General features: G+C 69.7%; 14 protein-coding genes. 7 read left to right on the forward strand and 7 right to left on the reverse strand.

Annotated elements, in window-relative coordinates; translation table 11 throughout:
- Nucleotides 1-426: 426 nt before the first annotated feature.
- Nucleotides 427-1,191, reverse strand: coding sequence for a GntR family transcriptional regulator (locus ACFU5O_RS28545; protein ID WP_384245008.1), 765 nt, complete (start codon nt 1,189-1,191; stop codon nt 427-429).
- Between the two features lie 294 nt (nt 1,192-1,485).
- Here ACFU5O_RS28545 and ACFU5O_RS28550 point away from each other — a divergent pair, with 294 nt between their 5' ends.
- From ACFU5O_RS28550 to ACFU5O_RS28565, 4 genes are all read left to right on the forward strand, one after another.
- The gene (locus ACFU5O_RS28550) at nt 1,486-2,769 is read left to right on the forward strand and encodes an extracellular solute-binding protein (protein WP_384244892.1); all 1,284 of its coding nucleotides are present in this window, start codon (nt 1,486-1,488) and stop codon (nt 2,767-2,769) included.
- Between the two features lie 75 nt (nt 2,770-2,844).
- Nucleotides 2,845-3,855 (forward strand): carbohydrate ABC transporter permease, encoded by a 1,011-nt coding sequence (locus ACFU5O_RS28555; protein WP_384244894.1) that lies wholly within the window; start codon nt 2,845-2,847, stop codon nt 3,853-3,855.
- Entirely contained in the window at nt 3,852-4,712 is an 861-nt protein-coding gene (locus ACFU5O_RS28560) for a carbohydrate ABC transporter permease (protein WP_384244896.1), read from the forward strand. Before ACFU5O_RS28555 ends, ACFU5O_RS28560 begins: the two co-directional genes overlap by 4 nt.
- 9 nt (nt 4,713-4,721) lie before the next feature.
- The gene (locus tag ACFU5O_RS28565) at nt 4,722-6,251 is read left to right on the forward strand and encodes a glycoside hydrolase family 3 protein (RefSeq protein ID WP_384244898.1); all 1,530 of its coding nucleotides are present in this window, start codon (nt 4,722-4,724) and stop codon (nt 6,249-6,251) included.
- A 289-nt stretch (nt 6,252-6,540) separates the two neighbouring features.
- On the opposite strand, the gene nagB is transcribed toward ACFU5O_RS28565, so the two are convergent.
- Nucleotides 6,541-7,326 carry a glucosamine-6-phosphate deaminase gene (gene nagB, locus ACFU5O_RS28570; protein WP_384244899.1) on the reverse strand — a complete coding sequence of 262 codons (786 nt, stop codon included), beginning with the start codon at nt 7,324-7,326 and terminating at the stop codon, nt 6,541-6,543.
- Nucleotides 7,327-7,483: 157 nt separating this feature from the next.
- Here nagB and ACFU5O_RS28575 point away from each other — a divergent pair, with 157 nt between their 5' ends.
- Complete coding sequence (locus ACFU5O_RS28575) at nt 7,484-8,563, forward strand: SIS domain-containing protein (protein ID WP_384244901.1); 1,080 nt, start codon at nt 7,484-7,486, stop codon at nt 8,561-8,563.
- A 381-nt stretch (nt 8,564-8,944) separates the two neighbouring features.
- Nucleotides 8,945-10,438: a PAS domain-containing sensor histidine kinase gene (locus tag ACFU5O_RS28580; protein WP_384245010.1), complete on the forward strand. Its 1,494-nt coding sequence runs from the start codon at nt 8,945-8,947 to the stop codon at nt 10,436-10,438.
- A gap of 163 nt (nt 10,439-10,601) precedes the next feature.
- On the opposite strand, the gene ACFU5O_RS28585 is transcribed toward ACFU5O_RS28580, so the two are convergent.
- Together ACFU5O_RS28585 and ACFU5O_RS28590 are read right to left on the reverse strand one after the other, a co-directional pair.
- Nucleotides 10,602-10,859 carry a WhiB family transcriptional regulator gene (locus ACFU5O_RS28585; protein WP_168437786.1) on the reverse strand — a complete coding sequence of 86 codons (258 nt, stop codon included), beginning with the start codon at nt 10,857-10,859 and terminating at the stop codon, nt 10,602-10,604.
- Nucleotides 10,860-11,175: 316 nt separating this feature from the next.
- A complete protein-coding gene (locus ACFU5O_RS28590; RefSeq protein ID WP_384244902.1) occupies nt 11,176-12,144 on the reverse strand; it encodes a diacylglycerol/lipid kinase family protein in 969 nt (322 codons plus the stop codon).
- Between the two features lie 106 nt (nt 12,145-12,250).
- Between ACFU5O_RS28590 and ACFU5O_RS28595 the strand changes: the two genes are divergently transcribed.
- Nucleotides 12,251-12,685, forward strand: a complete 435-nt coding sequence (locus ACFU5O_RS28595; protein ID WP_384244903.1) for a hypothetical protein — start codon at nt 12,251-12,253, stop codon at nt 12,683-12,685.
- 764 nt (nt 12,686-13,449) lie between these two features.
- Here the strand turns inward: ACFU5O_RS28595 and ACFU5O_RS28600 are convergent.
- The 3 genes from ACFU5O_RS28600 to ACFU5O_RS28610 all read right to left on the reverse strand — a co-directional run bounded on the left by ACFU5O_RS28600 (nt 13,450) and on the right by ACFU5O_RS28610 (nt 15,369).
- Nucleotides 13,450-14,565: an RNA polymerase sigma factor SigF gene (locus tag ACFU5O_RS28600; RefSeq protein WP_384245011.1), complete on the reverse strand. Its 1,116-nt coding sequence runs from the start codon at nt 14,563-14,565 to the stop codon at nt 13,450-13,452.
- Nucleotides 14,454-14,867, reverse strand: coding sequence for an anti-sigma regulatory factor (locus tag ACFU5O_RS28605; RefSeq protein WP_018845530.1), 414 nt, complete (start codon nt 14,865-14,867; stop codon nt 14,454-14,456). The genes ACFU5O_RS28600 and ACFU5O_RS28605 overlap by 112 nt, the downstream gene beginning before the upstream one ends.
- 241 nt (nt 14,868-15,108) lie before the next feature.
- Entirely contained in the window at nt 15,109-15,369 is a 261-nt protein-coding gene (locus ACFU5O_RS28610; protein ID WP_384244905.1) for a UBP-type zinc finger domain-containing protein, read from the reverse strand.
- Nucleotides 15,370-15,379: the final 10 nt, after the last annotated feature.

Here is a 15,379-nt window from a genome sequence, read left to right on the forward strand (position 1 = left end):
CCGCTTGATGGAACCCCGGTTCGGATCACGAACGAGGCAATCGGCCAGCGGTCGCCGACCGTTCGGCGGCCGAATTCGACCGCTCAACGGCTGATTCCTACCGCTCGGCCACTCACCCGGACCATTCGGCCCGGCTGCGGGGACACCCGGGATGTACGGCCGCCGGTTCGGCACGGGTCCGTCTTCGGGCACTGGGGCGTCGCGACGCTGTGTTGTCCTGGCGGGACTCCCGGACCTTCAGCCGTCGGTCGGCGTGTTGGTCCGTCTTCGGACGCTGCAGTCTCGCGACGCTGTGTTGTCCCGGGGGGTGACCCCCGGACCCCCAGTCGTCGGTCGGTGCGTCAGTCCGCCTCCGGACGCTGCAGCCTCGCAACGCTGTGTTGTCCCGGGGGGTGACCCCCGGACCCCCAGTCGTCGGTCGGTGCGTCAGTCCGCCTCCGGACGCTGCAGCCTCGCAACGAACTTGTAGCGGTCGCCGCGGTACACCGAGCGCACCCACTCGACCGGTTCGCCGTTCCTGTCCAGGGAGTGCCGGGACAGCATCAGCATCGGAAGGCCCACGTCCGTTCCCAGCAGCCCCGCCTCGCGCGGCGTCGCCAGTGAGGTCTCGATCGTCTCCTCGGCCTCCGCGAGGTGGACGTCGTAGACCTCCGCCAGTGCCGTGTACAGCGAGGTGTACTTGACGAGCGACCTCCGCAGCGCGGGGAAGCGCTTCGCCGACAGATGCGTCGTCTCGATCGCCATCGGCTCGCCGCTGGCCAGCCGCAGCCGCTCGATGCGCAGCACGCGTCCGCCCGGTGAGATGTCCAGCAGCCCGGCGAGGGTGTCGTCGGCCGTGACGTACCCGATGTCCAGCAGCTGGGAGGTGGGTTCCAGGCCCTGCGCCCTCATGTCCTCGGTGTACGAGGTGAGCTGGAGCGCCTGCGAGACCTTGGGCTTCGCGACGAACGTTCCCTTGCCCTGGATGCGCTCCAGCCGGCCCTCGACGACCAGCTCCTGCAGTGCCTGGCGCACCGTGGTGCGCGAGGTGTCGAACTCGGCGGCGAGCGTGCGCTCGGGCGGTACGGGTGTGCCGGGCGGCAGCGTCTCCGTCATGTCGAGCAAGTGCTTCTTGAGCCGGTAGTACTTGGGCACGCGGGCCGTGCGGGTCGCCGTCCCGTTCTCCTCCGTGCTGCCCCCGTCCGTGGCCATGGTCCGCCTTCCCGACTCGTGTGCTGCTGCCGTCACCGGCTCCTCCGTCTGTTGCGGCTCACATGGTGACACGGTCCGGCCACGGGTCGTCGCCCTCCCTCAGGTGTCGGTCCGATAACGGACGCGACAGCCCTTCTTATACACCCTTGACACCCCTAAAGGTCTAGGCCAAGCTCCCGGTTACTGGTCTAAACCATTTGAGACCGGGTCCCAGCCCCACGAGCAGTACTCGGCGTAGGTCTCCGTATGTCCTTGCGGTGGGCGGGGGGTTGCAGCATCCCTGAGGAGGGTGGCGTGAAGCGCAAGCTCATCGCGGCGATCGGCGTCGCGGGCATGGTGGTCGGCATTGCCGCATGCGGCACCGACAGCGACAAGGGCGGGGACAAGGCCGGTGCTGACGCCAAGGAGCTCACCGTCTGGCTGACGGTCGACGCCCAGAACAACTGGCCCGAGCTGGTCAAGGCGGCCGACGACGCCGTCGTCAAGAAGCACCCCGGCATCAAGATCAAGCACGAGTACTACGGCTGGCCGGACAAGAACGCCAAGCTCGACGCCGTCCTCGCCACGGACAAGGCCCCCGACGTCGTCGAGATGGGCAACACCGAGATGCTCGGCTACATGGTCAAGGGCGCCTTCGCCGAGGTCGACCCGAAGCAGTTCGAGCAGTCCGACGCCTGGCTGGACGGCCTCAAGGAGTCCGTCACGTACGAGGGCAGGACCTACGGTGTCCCCTACTACGCCGGTGGCCGCGTGGGCAACTGGCGCAAGGACGTCGCCGCCGAGGCCGGCGTGAAGGCCCCTCCGAAGACCTACGCCGAGCTGACCGCGGCCCTGGACAGGATCCAGAAGAAGAAGGGCGGCAAGTTCAGCGCCTGGTACCAGCCTTCGCCGGACTGGTACGCCGCGATGTCGTTCGTGTACGACGCGGGCGGCGCCATCGCCAAGAAGGAGGGCGACCAGTGGAAGGCCGCCCTCTCCTCGCCCGAGTCCGTCAAGGGCCTGAACGAGTACAAGAAGGTCCTCGACTCGTACATGAAGGCCGACAAGACCAAGGACGAGTCGGACCGCTACATCGTCTACGGCCAGGGCAACGCCGGCATGATCTTCGGCGCGGCCTGGGAGGGCGCCACCGCGGAGGACCCGAAGAACGACAAGACCGGCAAGCTCAAGGGCAACCTCGAGAACTTCGTGATGCCCGGACCGTCCGGCAAGAACATGCCCGTCTTCCTCGGCGGCTCCGACCTGGCCGTGCCGGTCAAGTCCCGTGCGCAGGGCGTCGCGGCCGAATGGATCAACGCCTTCACCGGCGCCCAGGGCCAGAAGGGTCTGCTCGCCAAGGGCAACCTGCCCAACAACAAGACCGACCTGGCGACCCTGAAGAACGACCCGAAGACGGTCGTCCCGGCCACCGCGGCCGAGTCGAACTGGTTCGTGCCCATGGCACCGGGCTGGGGCCAGGTCGAGAAGGCCCAGACCCTCAAGACGATGCTCCAGGAGATCGGCACCGGCAAGAAGTCGGTCGAGGAGGCCGCGAAGGCCGCGGACGCCGCGATCGACAAGGTCATCAACACCAAGTGACCTTCCGCAGGGCCCCGTCGGGCGACGACGGGGCCCTGCTCCCGTACCAGGAGAGGGACCGCTGAGGAGCGCCCGATGAGTGCCGCAGAGACAACCACTGCCAAGGTGCCGCCGACGCGGCCGTCGAAAGTCCCGGCCCCGGACGCCGGGGCCGGGACCCGGGGAGCCGGAAAGCCGGGAAAGCAGCGGCGCACGGGCGGCGGGGCGGGACTGCCCTGGGCGCTTCTCGCGCCCTGCCTGCTCATCCTGCTGCTGGTCCTCGGCTATCCGCTGGTCCGGCTGGTCACCCTCTCCTTCCAGAAGTTCGGACAGTCGCAGCTGTGGGGCTTCCAGGAGCCGGAGTCGGTCGGCTTCGCCAACTTCACCAAGATCCTCGGCGACGGTGAGTTCTGGTCCGTCGTCGTCAGGACGGTGATCTTCGCGGGCGGCGCCGTCGTCCTCACGATGGTCCTCGGCATGCTGATCGCCCTGCTGCTGCAGCGCGTCTCCGGCTGGGTGAAGACCCTTGTCAACATCGCGCTGGTGGCGAGCTGGGGCATGCCGATCATCGTCGCCACCGCCATCTTCAAGTGGCTCTTCGACACCGACTACGGCGTGCTGAACTGGCTGTTCAGCCGGCTGCCCGGGGTCGACACGACCGGGCACAACTGGTTCGCCAGCGGTCCGCAGGGCCTCGCCGTCATCATGCTGCTGGTCGTCTGGGGCGCCGTGCCCTTCGTGGTGATCACGCTCAGTGCCGGACTCACCCAGGTGCCCAAGGAGCTCGAGGAGGCCGCCCGCCTCGACGGTGCCGGCGCGTGGGGGGTCTTCCGCTACGTGACGCTGCCGATCCTCAAGCCCCTCATCGTGATGCTCGCGACGCTCTCGGTGATCTGGGACATGGGGGTCTTCCCGCAGGTCTTCGTCATGCGGAACGGGCATCCCGAGGCGGAGTTCCAGCTGCTGACGACGTACTCGTACGACAAGGCCTTCGTGGTCAACGACTACGGCGGCGGCTCGGCCATCGCCCTTGTCACCGTGCTCCTGCTGCTCGGCGTGGTCGCGGTCTACATGCGCCAGATGCTCAAGATCGGAGAAGTCGAGTGAGCGCTGTGACGCAAGGCGTCGGACGCCGTCCGGTCGGGCCCAGGAGGAGCAGGGCGGGCTGGAACCTGCTCGGCCTGCTGGTGTTCGTCACGGCGGGCTTCCCCGTCTACTGGATGCTCAACACGGCCTTCAAGCCGGCCAAGGACGCCATCGACCCGGACCCGCACTTCTTCCCCAGGACGTTCACCCTGGAGAACTTCTCCCGCGCCTTCGACGTCGCCGACTTCTGGGGCCCGGTGGGGCGCAGCCTCGTCGTCTCCCTCGTCGTGGTCGTCATCGGCATCGTGGTCGGCATGCTGGCCGCGCTCGCCATCTCCCGTTTCGCCTTCCGCGGCCGGAAGCTCGTGATCGTGGGCATCCTGGCCGTCCAGATGGTCCCGCTGGTCGCCATGATCATCCCGGTGTTCCTGCTGCTGAACGACCTCGGCCAGTACGACAGGCTCACCGGCCTGATCATCACGTACCTGACCTTCATCCTGCCCTTCACGGTGTGGACGCTGCGCGGATTCATCGTCAACATCCCCCGCGAGCTGGAGGAGGCGGCGATGGTCGACGGCTGCACCCGCACCGGCGCCTTCATGCGTGTGGTCTTCCCGCTGCTCGCCCCGGGCATGGTGGCGACGTCCGTGTACGGATTCATCCAGGCGTGGAACGAGTACCTGTACGCACTCATGCTGATGAGCCAGCAGAACCAGACCGCCACCGTGTGGCTCGGCAACTTCACCACCAAGCACGGCACCGAATACGCACCAATGATGGCCGGCGCCACGATGATGGCCGTCCCCATCGTGATCCTCTTCCTCCTCGTCCAGCGCAAGATGGCCGCAGGTCTGACGGCCGGCGCAGTGAAGGGATGACGCCGCCCCATGACGACACTCGCACACCGCACCGACACGCTCACGCGTGACGCACTCGCCGTTCTCCAGCCCGGCTTCGTCGGCACCACCGCGCCCGACTGGCTGCTGCGCCGCATCGGCGAAGGGCTCTCGTCCGTGGGCCTGTTCGGCCGCAACATCTCCTCGCCCGGTCAACTGGCATCGCTCACGTCCCAGTTGCGTGCCGAACGGGACGACGTGCTCGTGGCCGTCGACGAGGAGGGCGGGGACGTCACCCGCCTGGAGGTCCGTACCGGCTCCTCCTTCCCCGGCAACCACGCCCTCGGGTCCGTGGACGACGCCGAGCTGACGCGGGCCGTTGCGGCGGAGCTCGGGAGGCGGCTCGCCGCGTGCGGAGTGGACCTGAACTGGGCCCCCTCCGCCGACGTCAATTCAAATCCGAACAATCCGGTCATCGGGGTTCGTTCCTTCGGCTCCGACCCGCAGCTGGTCGCCCGGCACACCGCGGCGTATGTCGAGGGGCTGCAGTCCGCAGGTGTGGCTGCATGTACCAAGCACTTCCCGGGACATGGCGACACCGCTGTCGATTCGCACCATGCCCTGCCACGGATCGATGTGGAGTTGGACACGTTGCATGCCCGTGAGCTGCTGCCTTTTCACTCGGCGATCGCAACGGGTTCCAAGTCGGTCATGAGCGCGCATATCCTGCTACCCGCGCTCGACCCGGACCGCCCGGCGACCCTGAGCCCGCAGATCCTCACCGGTCTGCTGCGCCAGGAGCTGGGCTTCGACGGCCTGATCGTCACGGACGGCATGGAGATGCAGGCCATCGCCGCGACGTACGGAATCGAGCGCGGCAGTGTCCTCGCGATCGCCGCCGGTGCCGACGCGATCTGTGTCGGCGGCGGCCTGGCCGACGAGGACACCGTGCTGCGGCTCCGCGACGCGCTGGTCGCCGCGGTGCACAAGGGCGAGCTGCCCGAGGAACGACTGGCCGACGCGGCCGCGCGCGTGCGCGCGCTCGCGGACTGGACCAGGGGGGCCAGGGCCAGGGGGGCGGCATCGGAGCCGGGCGCGGCTTCACAGGAGGGGACCGCGCCCGGCACCGAGATCGGTCTGATCGCCGCGCGGCGCGCCGTGCGTGTCACACCGGGGGAGCGGCCCTTCGCGCCGCTGACCTCGGCGCCGTACGTCGCCGCGTTCACCGCTGTCGCGAACATCGCCGTCGGTGACGAGACGCCGTGGGGTGTCGCGGCGGAGCTGGCCCGGCTGCTCCCGGGCACGGAGACAGGCACATACACGGACGCCTCGCCGGCCGACGACATCCTCCGCGCGGCAGGCTCCCGCCCCCTGGTCGCGGTCGTCCGTGACGTCCACCGCCATGCGTGGATGGCCGAGGCCCTGGACGCGCTCCTCGCGGCCCGACCCGACACGATCGTGGTGGAGATGGGCCTCGACCAGGCCCCACCGCGCGGCGCCCTCCACGTGGCGACGCTGGGCGCGGCCCGGGTGTGCGGGGTGGCTGCGGCCGAGGTCATCTGCGGCCGTTCGCCCGGGTAGGCGAGGCCCCGCCTGTCCGGCCGGACGGGTGCGACAACCGGGGTGCGGCCCCGGGGGCCGTTCGGGACCTCGTGTTCCGCTGGTTCGGGCGCGTGGGAGCGCCGGTTGAGCGGCCGGGGCGCCGACGGTCCTGCGGTCTCTTGGCGCTTCGGCGGGGTCGGGCTCCCCGGCAGGCCGTTCGTACGCGCTCCGGCCGGGACGGGTGTGACCGGCCCCGGGGCGGCCGGGCGGGTGCGAACCCGTCGGCGACACGGGGCCGGGCAGCCCGGCCCCGCGCCGCCGGGCGCTCTTACAGCCCCTGCCACCCCGGCTTGTTCGCGTACGTGTGCCTGAAGTAGTCCGCAAGCTTGAGCTTCGAGGCCGCCGCCTCGTCCACGACCACCGTCGCGTGCGGATGCAGCTGGAGCGCCGACGCGGGGCACACCGCGGCAACCGGCCCCTCCACGGTCGCGGCCACCGCCTCCGCCTTCCCCTCGCCCGTCGCCAGCAGCACCAGGTGCCGCGCCTCCAGAATCGTCCCGATCCCCTGCGTGATCACGTGGTGCGGCACCTGCTCGATGTCGCCCCCGAAGAAGCGCGCGTTGTCCGCCCGGGTCTGCTCCGTCAGCGTCTTGATCCGCGTGCGCGAGGCGAGCGACGAGCACGGTTCGTTGAACCCGATGTGCCCGTCCGTCCCGACCCCGAGCAGCTGCAGGTCCACCCCGCCCGCCGTGGCCAGCGCCGCGTCGTACGCCTCGCACGCGCTCTGCACGTCGTGCGCCGATCCGTCGGGGCCCAGGAAGGCGTCCGCGCTCAGCCCGAGCGGCTCGACGACCTCGCGCAGCACGACCGAGCGGTACGACTCGGGGTGCCCGGCGGGCAGTCCCACGTACTCGTCCAGCTGCGCTATCCGCGCGCGCGACGCGTCCACCTCGCCCGCCCGCACCTTCGCCGTCAGGGCCTCGTAGACCGGCAGCGGGGTCGATCCGGTGGCCACTCCGAGCAGCGCGTCGGGCTTGCGGCGGAGCAGGTCCGTGATGCCCTGGGCGATGAGCTCTCCGCCGGCCTTGGCGTCCGGGACGATGACAACTTCCACGCTGGGCCTGCCGATCGGTCGACGAAATGTGGTATAGACCAATCTAGCAGAACGGGGTGGCGCCACGGTGAATCCCGGCTGGCGGGGGTGTGCTGCCCCGTGGTCGACTGGGCCTGGCGCCGACGCCAGGCCGTCACGCGTTTGGGAGGCACTCAGCATGTCCGCCACGACGTCCGCCGGGCACGACGAGTACGACGAGCAGCGGGGACGGATCATGTCCGGCGAGATGGCGGAGCAGCCCGCCGTCCTGCGGCGGATTCTCGACCAGGGGGCCCCGAGGATCCGCGAGGTCGCCGCCGCGATCGCCGAGCGCGCCCCCCGCTTCGTGCTCCTCACAGCGCGTGGTACGTCCGACAACGCCGCCCTTTACGCCAAGTACCTGCTGGAGATCCGGCTCGGTCTGCCCTGTGGTCTCACGTCCATGTCCACCACGACGGCATACGGCGCGAAGCCCGACCTCACCGATGTCCTCGTCGTCACCGTCAGCCAGTCCGGCGGCTCGCCCGATCTCGTGGCCTCCACGAAGGCCGCCCGGGAAGCGGGGGCGATCACCCTCGCGGTGACGAACAACCCGGACTCGCCGCTCGCCGCGGTCTCCGAGTTCCACATCGACATCCAGGCGGGACCGGAGAAGGCGCTCCCCGCCACCAAGACGTACACCGCGTCCCTGCTCGCCTTGTATCTCTTCGTCGAGGGGCTGCGGGGCGAGGACGGTTCGGCGGCGCGGGTCCTGCCCCGCCTCGCGGAACAGATCCTGGCGCGCCAGGACGAGGTGAGGGCGCTGGCCTCCCGGTACCGCTTCGCCGAGCGCATGGTCATCACGTCGAGGGGCTACGGGCACCCGACCGCCAAGGAGGCGGCCCTCAAACTGATGGAGACGAGCTACATCCCCGCTCTCGCCTACTCCGGTGCCGATCTGCTGCACGGACCGCTGGCCATGGTCGACAACATCTCCCCGGTGATCGCGGTGGTCACGGACGGCCGCGGCGGCGAGGCACTCCAGCCCGTACTCGACCGGCTCCGCGGACGCGGGGCCGACCTCTGTGTGGTCGGCCCGAAGGGTCAGGTCGAAGCGGCGTCCGCGGGCTTCGCGCTTCCGACGGAAGGCGTCGCGGAAGAGGTCCAGCCCATTCTGGAGATCCTTCCGCTCCAGATGCTGGCCTACGAGGTCACGATCGCCCGCGGTCAGGACCCGGACGCCCCGCGGGCCCTGGCGAAAGTGACGGAGACGCGCTGACCCCGCTCTCCGGCATGCCCCTGGAAACACCCGCGGGCCGCGGCGCCGGGACGGGACCCTCAGCCCGTCCGGCACCGCAGCCCGGAGTTGCTCGGCCGACGGGTGTGCGGCCCGCGCGGCCGTGGGAGGCAGCGGCGCAGTCAGGGCAGAGAGCGCCGGGTGCCTCGGTCCACCCTCCTGTGCGGGGAGGGTGGAGGTATTGGGGTCCGGATAGGAGTCCTCCGGATGGTCCTGCCAAAATCGGCTACTGTCAAAATCATTCTGGACTAGACCATTCCGATCTGTCCATCGACACGTTCGAGCCGGTTCCGGGCTCATCCTCCACCACGGAGCCCCGTCCCGTCAGGTTCATACCGAAGGTACGCTCACAGCGTGCCCTCCATGAACGACCTCGTACGCCAGCACACCGCCCTCAGTGAGTCCGACCTCGAGTGGCTGCATCTGCTGGTCTCGGAGTGGCAGCTGCTCTCCGACCTCTCCTTCGCCGATCTCGTCCTGTGGGTACCCACCCTCGACGGCACGCGCTATGTCTCCGTGGCACAGATGCGGCCGAACACCGGTCCCACCTCCTATCAGGACGACATGGTCGGCCATTTGGTTCCCCGCGGCCGCCGTCCGCTTCTCGACGCCGCCCTCGACGAGGGACGGATCGTGCGTGAGGGCGACCCGGAGTGGCGCGAGGAGGTGCCGGTACGGGTCGAGTCGATCCCCGTCCGCCGTGAGGGCCGCGTACTCGGAGTGATCGCCCGCAACACCAATCTGCTGACCGTGCGGACCCCGAGCCGCCTTGAACTCACTTATCTGCAGTCCGCGTCGGATCTCGCGCAGATGATCGCCGCCGGTGCGTTCCCGTTCCCCGGCCAGCAGGTCGACATGGACGCCTCACCGCGAGCCGGCGACGGACTGATCCGTCTCGACGCCGACGGCGTCGTGCAGTACGCGTCCCCGAACGCCCTTTCCGCGTACCACCGCCTCGGCCTCGCCGCCGATCTGGTCGGGCAGCACCTCGGCCAGATCACCGCCGAACTCGCCCCGTCCCGCGGCCCTGTGGACGAGGCGCTGGTCAAGCTCGCCAGCGGATACGCGCCCCGCGAGGCCGAGGTCGAGGGGAACGGCGGCGTCATCCAGCTGCGCGCCATCCCGCTCAAGCCCAAGGGCCCCCGGATCGGCTCCCTCGTGCTCCTGCGCGACGTCACCGAACTCCGCCGGCGTGAACGCGAGTTGATCACCAAGGACGCGACCATCCGGGAGATCCACCACCGGGTGAAGAACAATCTCCAGACGGTCGCCGCGCTGCTCCGGCTCCAGGCTCGCCGGATGGACTCGGTGCGCGGCCGGGAGGCGCTCAACGAGGCCGTGCGCCGCGTCGGCTCCATCGCGATCGTCCATGAGACGCTGTCCCAGAACCTGGACGAGCGCGTCGAGTTCGACGAGATCGCCGACCGTGTCGTCGCGATGGTGGCCGAGATCTCCCCGGGCAAGGTCGTCTGCCGCCGCACCGGCCGCTGCGGAATCCTCGACGCCGAGGTCGCGACCCCGCTCTCCATGGTCCTCACCGAGGTGCTGCAGAACGCCCTCGAGCACGCCTTCGCACCGGGTGAGCACGGCACGGTCGAGGTCGCGGCCAAGCGCATCAGGGTCACCCCCGCGCAGCGGGAGGAGGCAGGAGGGGCCGACGAGCGCCTGCTGATCACCGTCCAGGACGACGGCCGCGGCCTGCCCGAGGGCTTCGATCCGCAGCGGGCAGGCAATCTGGGTCTGCAGATCGTCAGGACCCTGGTGGAAGGCGAGCTGGGAGGTTCCTTCGACATGCAGCCTGCTCCGGAGCGCGGCACGCGGGTGGTCCTCGACATCCCCGTTCGGAGCCGCAAGTAGACCCCGAAGCGGTCGGTGGGCGGGCAATGCAGCAGCGAGCCCCGGACCGTTTCGACACGGTCCGGGGCTCGAACACTTTGAGTTACTGCTGCGCGCTGCGGCTCGGGGGCGGTGAATGCGTACTCGCCGTACGCGGGCCGCCGGGCTCAGGCTCCAGGTGGTATCAGGCGCTGACGTTGCGCGCCCGGTTACGAGCGGCGCGGCGCTTCATAGCGCGGCGCTCGTCCTCGCTGAGGCCACCCCAGACGCCGGAGTCCTGGCCGGACTCGAGCGCCCACTGCAGGCACTGCTCCATGACGGGGCAGCGGCGGCAGACGGCCTTGGCTTCCTCGATCTGCAGCAGCGCAGGACCGGTGTTGCCGATGGGGAAGAACAGCTCGGGGTCTTCCTCGCGGCAAACGGCGTTGTGACGCCAGTCCATGGCTGCTACCTCTCTTGGTATTACGTGCAGGTTGCTTGTGAATGTGAACGCTTTCACGAATCCCCCCGCAAGGGAAGGGCCGACGCCCAGATGAACTGGTTGCGGTCCTGGGTTGAGGAGGGGTTCTGGCTTTCAGAGAGGCCGGTCTTGCGGGCCGTCCCGAGCGCCACGTAGAGATTCGCAAACCTCGGCTGCGGATACAACCCCTTCCGGAAAGTTTTTTTTGATTCCTTGGTGTCGACTAGATCACAGCCGTACTTCCATGGGGTGGACCCGCGCCTAAACGTTCGAGTGGAAGGACTTTGGCCCCTTCTACTCACACAATCACACGCAGTGCACGGCGTACGCCTGTGAACGTCACGCTGGTACGCAGGCCGAGGTGGTCTCCGTCCATCTGGAAGGGGAGCGGAGCCTTCGAATGCAAGGTGAAGTCCGTCAGGTCGTGGAGCGTGACGGCGTGCTTGCCCCGCGGACCCCGCTCGGGGGTCGAAGTGAGCAACTGGGTCGCGTAGCGGGCCAGCGCCGGGGGCGAAAGACGGCTCAGTGCCAGAACGTCCAAGGCCTTGTCGAAGGAGGCCTCTGGGGACGCGTACACCGGACGATTGCCCAGGTAGGTCCAGGGGGAGGTGTTGCAGACTATGGACAGCACCAGGTCCTCGACCGGTGCCGCACCCGGCCGCTCCAGCGTGATCGCGCCGCGCCGGCGGTAGGGGTCGCCGAAGAACTGGCGGGCCGCCTGACGTACGTAGAGCGCGTGCGTCGATCGCCTGCCGCGTTCCCGCTGCTGTTCGACCCGGCCGACCACCCCGGCGTCGAAGCCGAATCCGGCACAGAAAGTGAACCAGCGGGCCGGCACTCCCTCGTCGTCCGTACCCGGCGTGCCGGACGCCCGCCCCAGGCCGACGGTCCGCTCACTGCGGAGGCTGAGTGCGTCCAGGATCGCGCCGGTCGCCTCGACGGCGTCGTTCGGGAGGCCGAGCGCGCGGGCGAAGACATTGGTGGAGCCGCCGGGGACGACCGCGAGACGCGGGAGGGCGTCCGGGTCGGGTCCCGCGTGCAGCAGGCCGTTCACGACCTCGTTGACGGTGCCGTCGCCGCCGAGGGCGACGACCAGGTCTATGTCGTCGGACTCGGCCGCGCGACGGCCGAGGTCACGGGCGTGGCCGCGGTACTCCGTGGTCACGGCCTCCAGCTTCATCTCGCTGGCGAGCGCGTGGATCAGAACGTCACGGGTGCGGGCACTGGTGGTGGTTGCTGCCGGGTTGACCACGAGGAGTGCGCGCATGGCCGCCAGAGTACCTACCGGGTGGTACCGGGCCCAGCCCGGCCCAGTCTGGCGTCCGCCCCTGACCGGGCCCTGCGCCTCTGGTGCCGACGGCTACCCTGCATGGGTGAGCAGTGCTGAGCAGACTCCCGACCCGACCCCCACCCCGGCCTCCGGGGCCCGCCCGACCCGTCCGAACGCCGCGGCGGCCGTCTGCGGTCTCGAGGCCCTGGCCCTCATCGTGGGGGGCATCTACATGCTGGTGACCGGACTCACGGGCGATCCCGACAGCACCTCCCAGGCCGAAACGGGCGGCGCCACCCTGATCGCCCTCGGCATCATTCCGCTGCTGGCCGCGCGGGGGCTGATTCTCCGCCGTGGCTGGAGCCGCGGCCCGGCGATCATCACCCAGCTCATGGCCCTCCCGGTCGCGTGGACCCTCCTGCGCTCCTCGGGCGCGCTGATCCCCGCGGGGATCGCCCTCGCGGCGGTGGCGGTGACCGGCCTGGTCCTCCTCTTCAACCCGGCGACGACGGAGGCCCTGGGCATCCGCCGCGGGTAGCCTCCGGCGGTTGTCCTGGTTGACCGGTACGGGTCCGCTGCGCGGGCGGTGCGGGTGTGGTTGTCGGGGTTGGCCGGGACCGTGACTGCGGCCGGGGTGTCCGTCCTCAAGCGCCGGACAGGCTCAGGTGGTCGGGGTTGGCCTGTGCCGTGACTGCGGCCGGGGTGTCCGTCCTCAATCTCCCCCAGACTTCGTCCGGGGGGACCCCCAACGGGCTCAATGCGGCTGCTGTCGGTGGGTGGTGGGGCGGGGCCCCTCCGGGCTCGACTCCTCGGGGACGGCGGGTTACCGCCCACCTCGCAGGCAGCCAGTAGTTCCGCCGTCCCCTGCGGGGCCGACCCTGCACGGCCCCGCCCCTGGCGCGTTGCCGACCGCGGCCCCGGTGGATGGTTCACCCGACACACGGCGATCGGCCCACCACCTCCCGCCCCGAGGGGGGCCGTGGAGGGGTCGTGTCCGGGACACTAAAGCGTGATTTGTGGCGCGGCGCGGACGTGGTCATTGAGGTGCCGGTCGGCGCGCCGTAAATCATGCCGTCCCGGATGCGAGCCCCGGAACGGCCCCCAACGCCCACGACCCGGTCCGGGCCGACCCCGACAACCCAGCCCGTCCGGCACTTGAGGACGGACACACCGGCCACCACCCGGTACCGGCCGACCCCGTACACGTAAGCCCGTCCGGCGATTGAGGACGGACACACCGGCCAACAACACGGCACCGCCCACCACGACAACCACACCCGAACCGCCCGCGCACGCGCCCCGTTACTCCTCGACCAGCAGCTTCTCCCGCAGCTGCGCCAACGTCCGCGCCAAGAGACGCGACACATGCATCTGCGAGATGCCGACCTCCTGCGCGATCTGCGACTGCGTCATGTTCCCGAAGAAGCGAAGCAGCAGGATCCGCTTCTCCCGCGGCGGCAGGTCCTCGAGCAGTGGCTTCAGTGACTCCCGGTACTCGACGCCCTCGAGCGCCTCGTCCTCCGCGCCCAGCGTGTCCGCGACCGCCGGGGACTCGTCGTCCGTGTCGGGGACGTCCAGGGAGAGGGTCGAGTACGCGTTGGCCGACTCCAGGCCCTCCAGGACCTCCTCCTCGGAGATCCCGAGGCGCTCGGCCAGCTCGTGCACCGTCGGCGAGCGGCCGTGCTGCTGGGAGAGCTCCGCCGTCGCCGTCGTGAGCGCGAGCCGCAGTTCCTGCAGCCGCCGCGGCACCCGGACCGCCCAGCCCTTGTCGCGGAAGTGACGCTTGATCTCGCCGACGACCGTGGGCGTCGCGTACGTCGAGAACTCGACACCCCGCTCCGGGTCGAACCGGTCCACCGACTTGATCAGCCCGATCGTCGCGACCTGCGTCAGATCGTCCAGCGGTTCACCGCGGTTGCGGAACCGCCGTGCCAGATGCTCGACCAGCGGCAGATGCATCCGGACCAGTTTGTTCCGCAGCTCGGCGCGCTCGGGCGACCCCTCCGGAAGTTTGCGCAGCTCGATGAACATCGACCGCGCCTCGCTCCGGTCGTTCGGATCGTGGTGCCCATGATTCTTGGAGTGGTGCTCGTGCTGCTCGCTCATATGGGCCGCCCGCTCTGCCTGCGCCTGCGCCTGCTCCGCCGCGGCCGTAAGGCCGTCACGTCCATCCACCGCCGGGTGCGGCCTGGCCTGCTGCTCCGGGATGCCCGCCGGTGCGTACACCGGATCGGCCGGAGCCGCACGCCCACCGTTCGGCACTCCGGGAACGCGCTCCTCGTCCCGCACCGGACCGTCCCCGTTCCTCACGCCGGCCCGGGCCCCGCGCCGCGCTGTTTGTACAGGCTGATGGAGACCGTTCGGTCGTCCGCGACGGAGGAGTCGACCTTCCCCGCCAGTGCCGAGAGCACCGTCCAGGCGAAGGTGTCGCGCTCCGGTGCGCGGCCGTCGGTCGTGGGGGCCGAGACCGTGACCTCCAGGGAATCGTCGACGAGCCGGAACACACAGCTGAGGACGGACCCCGGAACGGCCTGCTGCAGGAGGATCGCGCAGGCCTCGTCGACCGCGATGCGCAGGTCCTCGATCTCGTCGAGGGTGAAGTCCAAGCGCGCCGCGAGGCCGGCTGTGGCCGTACGCAGCACGGAAAGGTAGGCACCCGCAGCGGGCAGCCGGACTTCCACGAAGTCCTGAGTCCCGGGCTCGCCTGCGATCTGGGACACCCTCACCTCCAAGGTGGCACAAGGTCGATCGAGGCCCCGGGAGGACGGTCCCGGAGCCGAGTGCTGCGCGTCGGTGCGCAGCCAGTACCTGGACTGGCGACGCTATCGCGATCCATGGTGCCGTGTCGCCGGGACCCCTACCCGACGCTGTCACTCATGGTAAGCACATGGGTACGCACAGTGGCTAGTGGTGTGCGGGCCCAATTGAGAAGAACTGGTGGAGGGTTGACGTACCCAGGCGTCAGACGATCGAACCGTCCGTGAAACACCACCGCCAGCTCTCCCCGGGCTCCAGGGTCCGCATCACAGGATGTCCCGACCCTTCGGAGTGCCGGGTGGCGTGCCGGCTGGCCGAGGAGTCGCAGCATCCGACGTGTCCGCATGTCAGACAGAGTCGCAGCTGAACCGGGTGCGTGCCGTCCGCCAGACATTCGCGACAAGTGTCGCTCAACTGTGCGGGCTCGGGGCGCGGCAGGTCGAGAACGTGCGGGCACTCACTCATGATTGCCAGG

Source organism: Streptomyces sp. NPDC057445 (assembly GCF_042802855.1).
GTDB lineage: Bacteria > Actinomycetota > Actinomycetes > Streptomycetales > Streptomycetaceae > Streptomyces.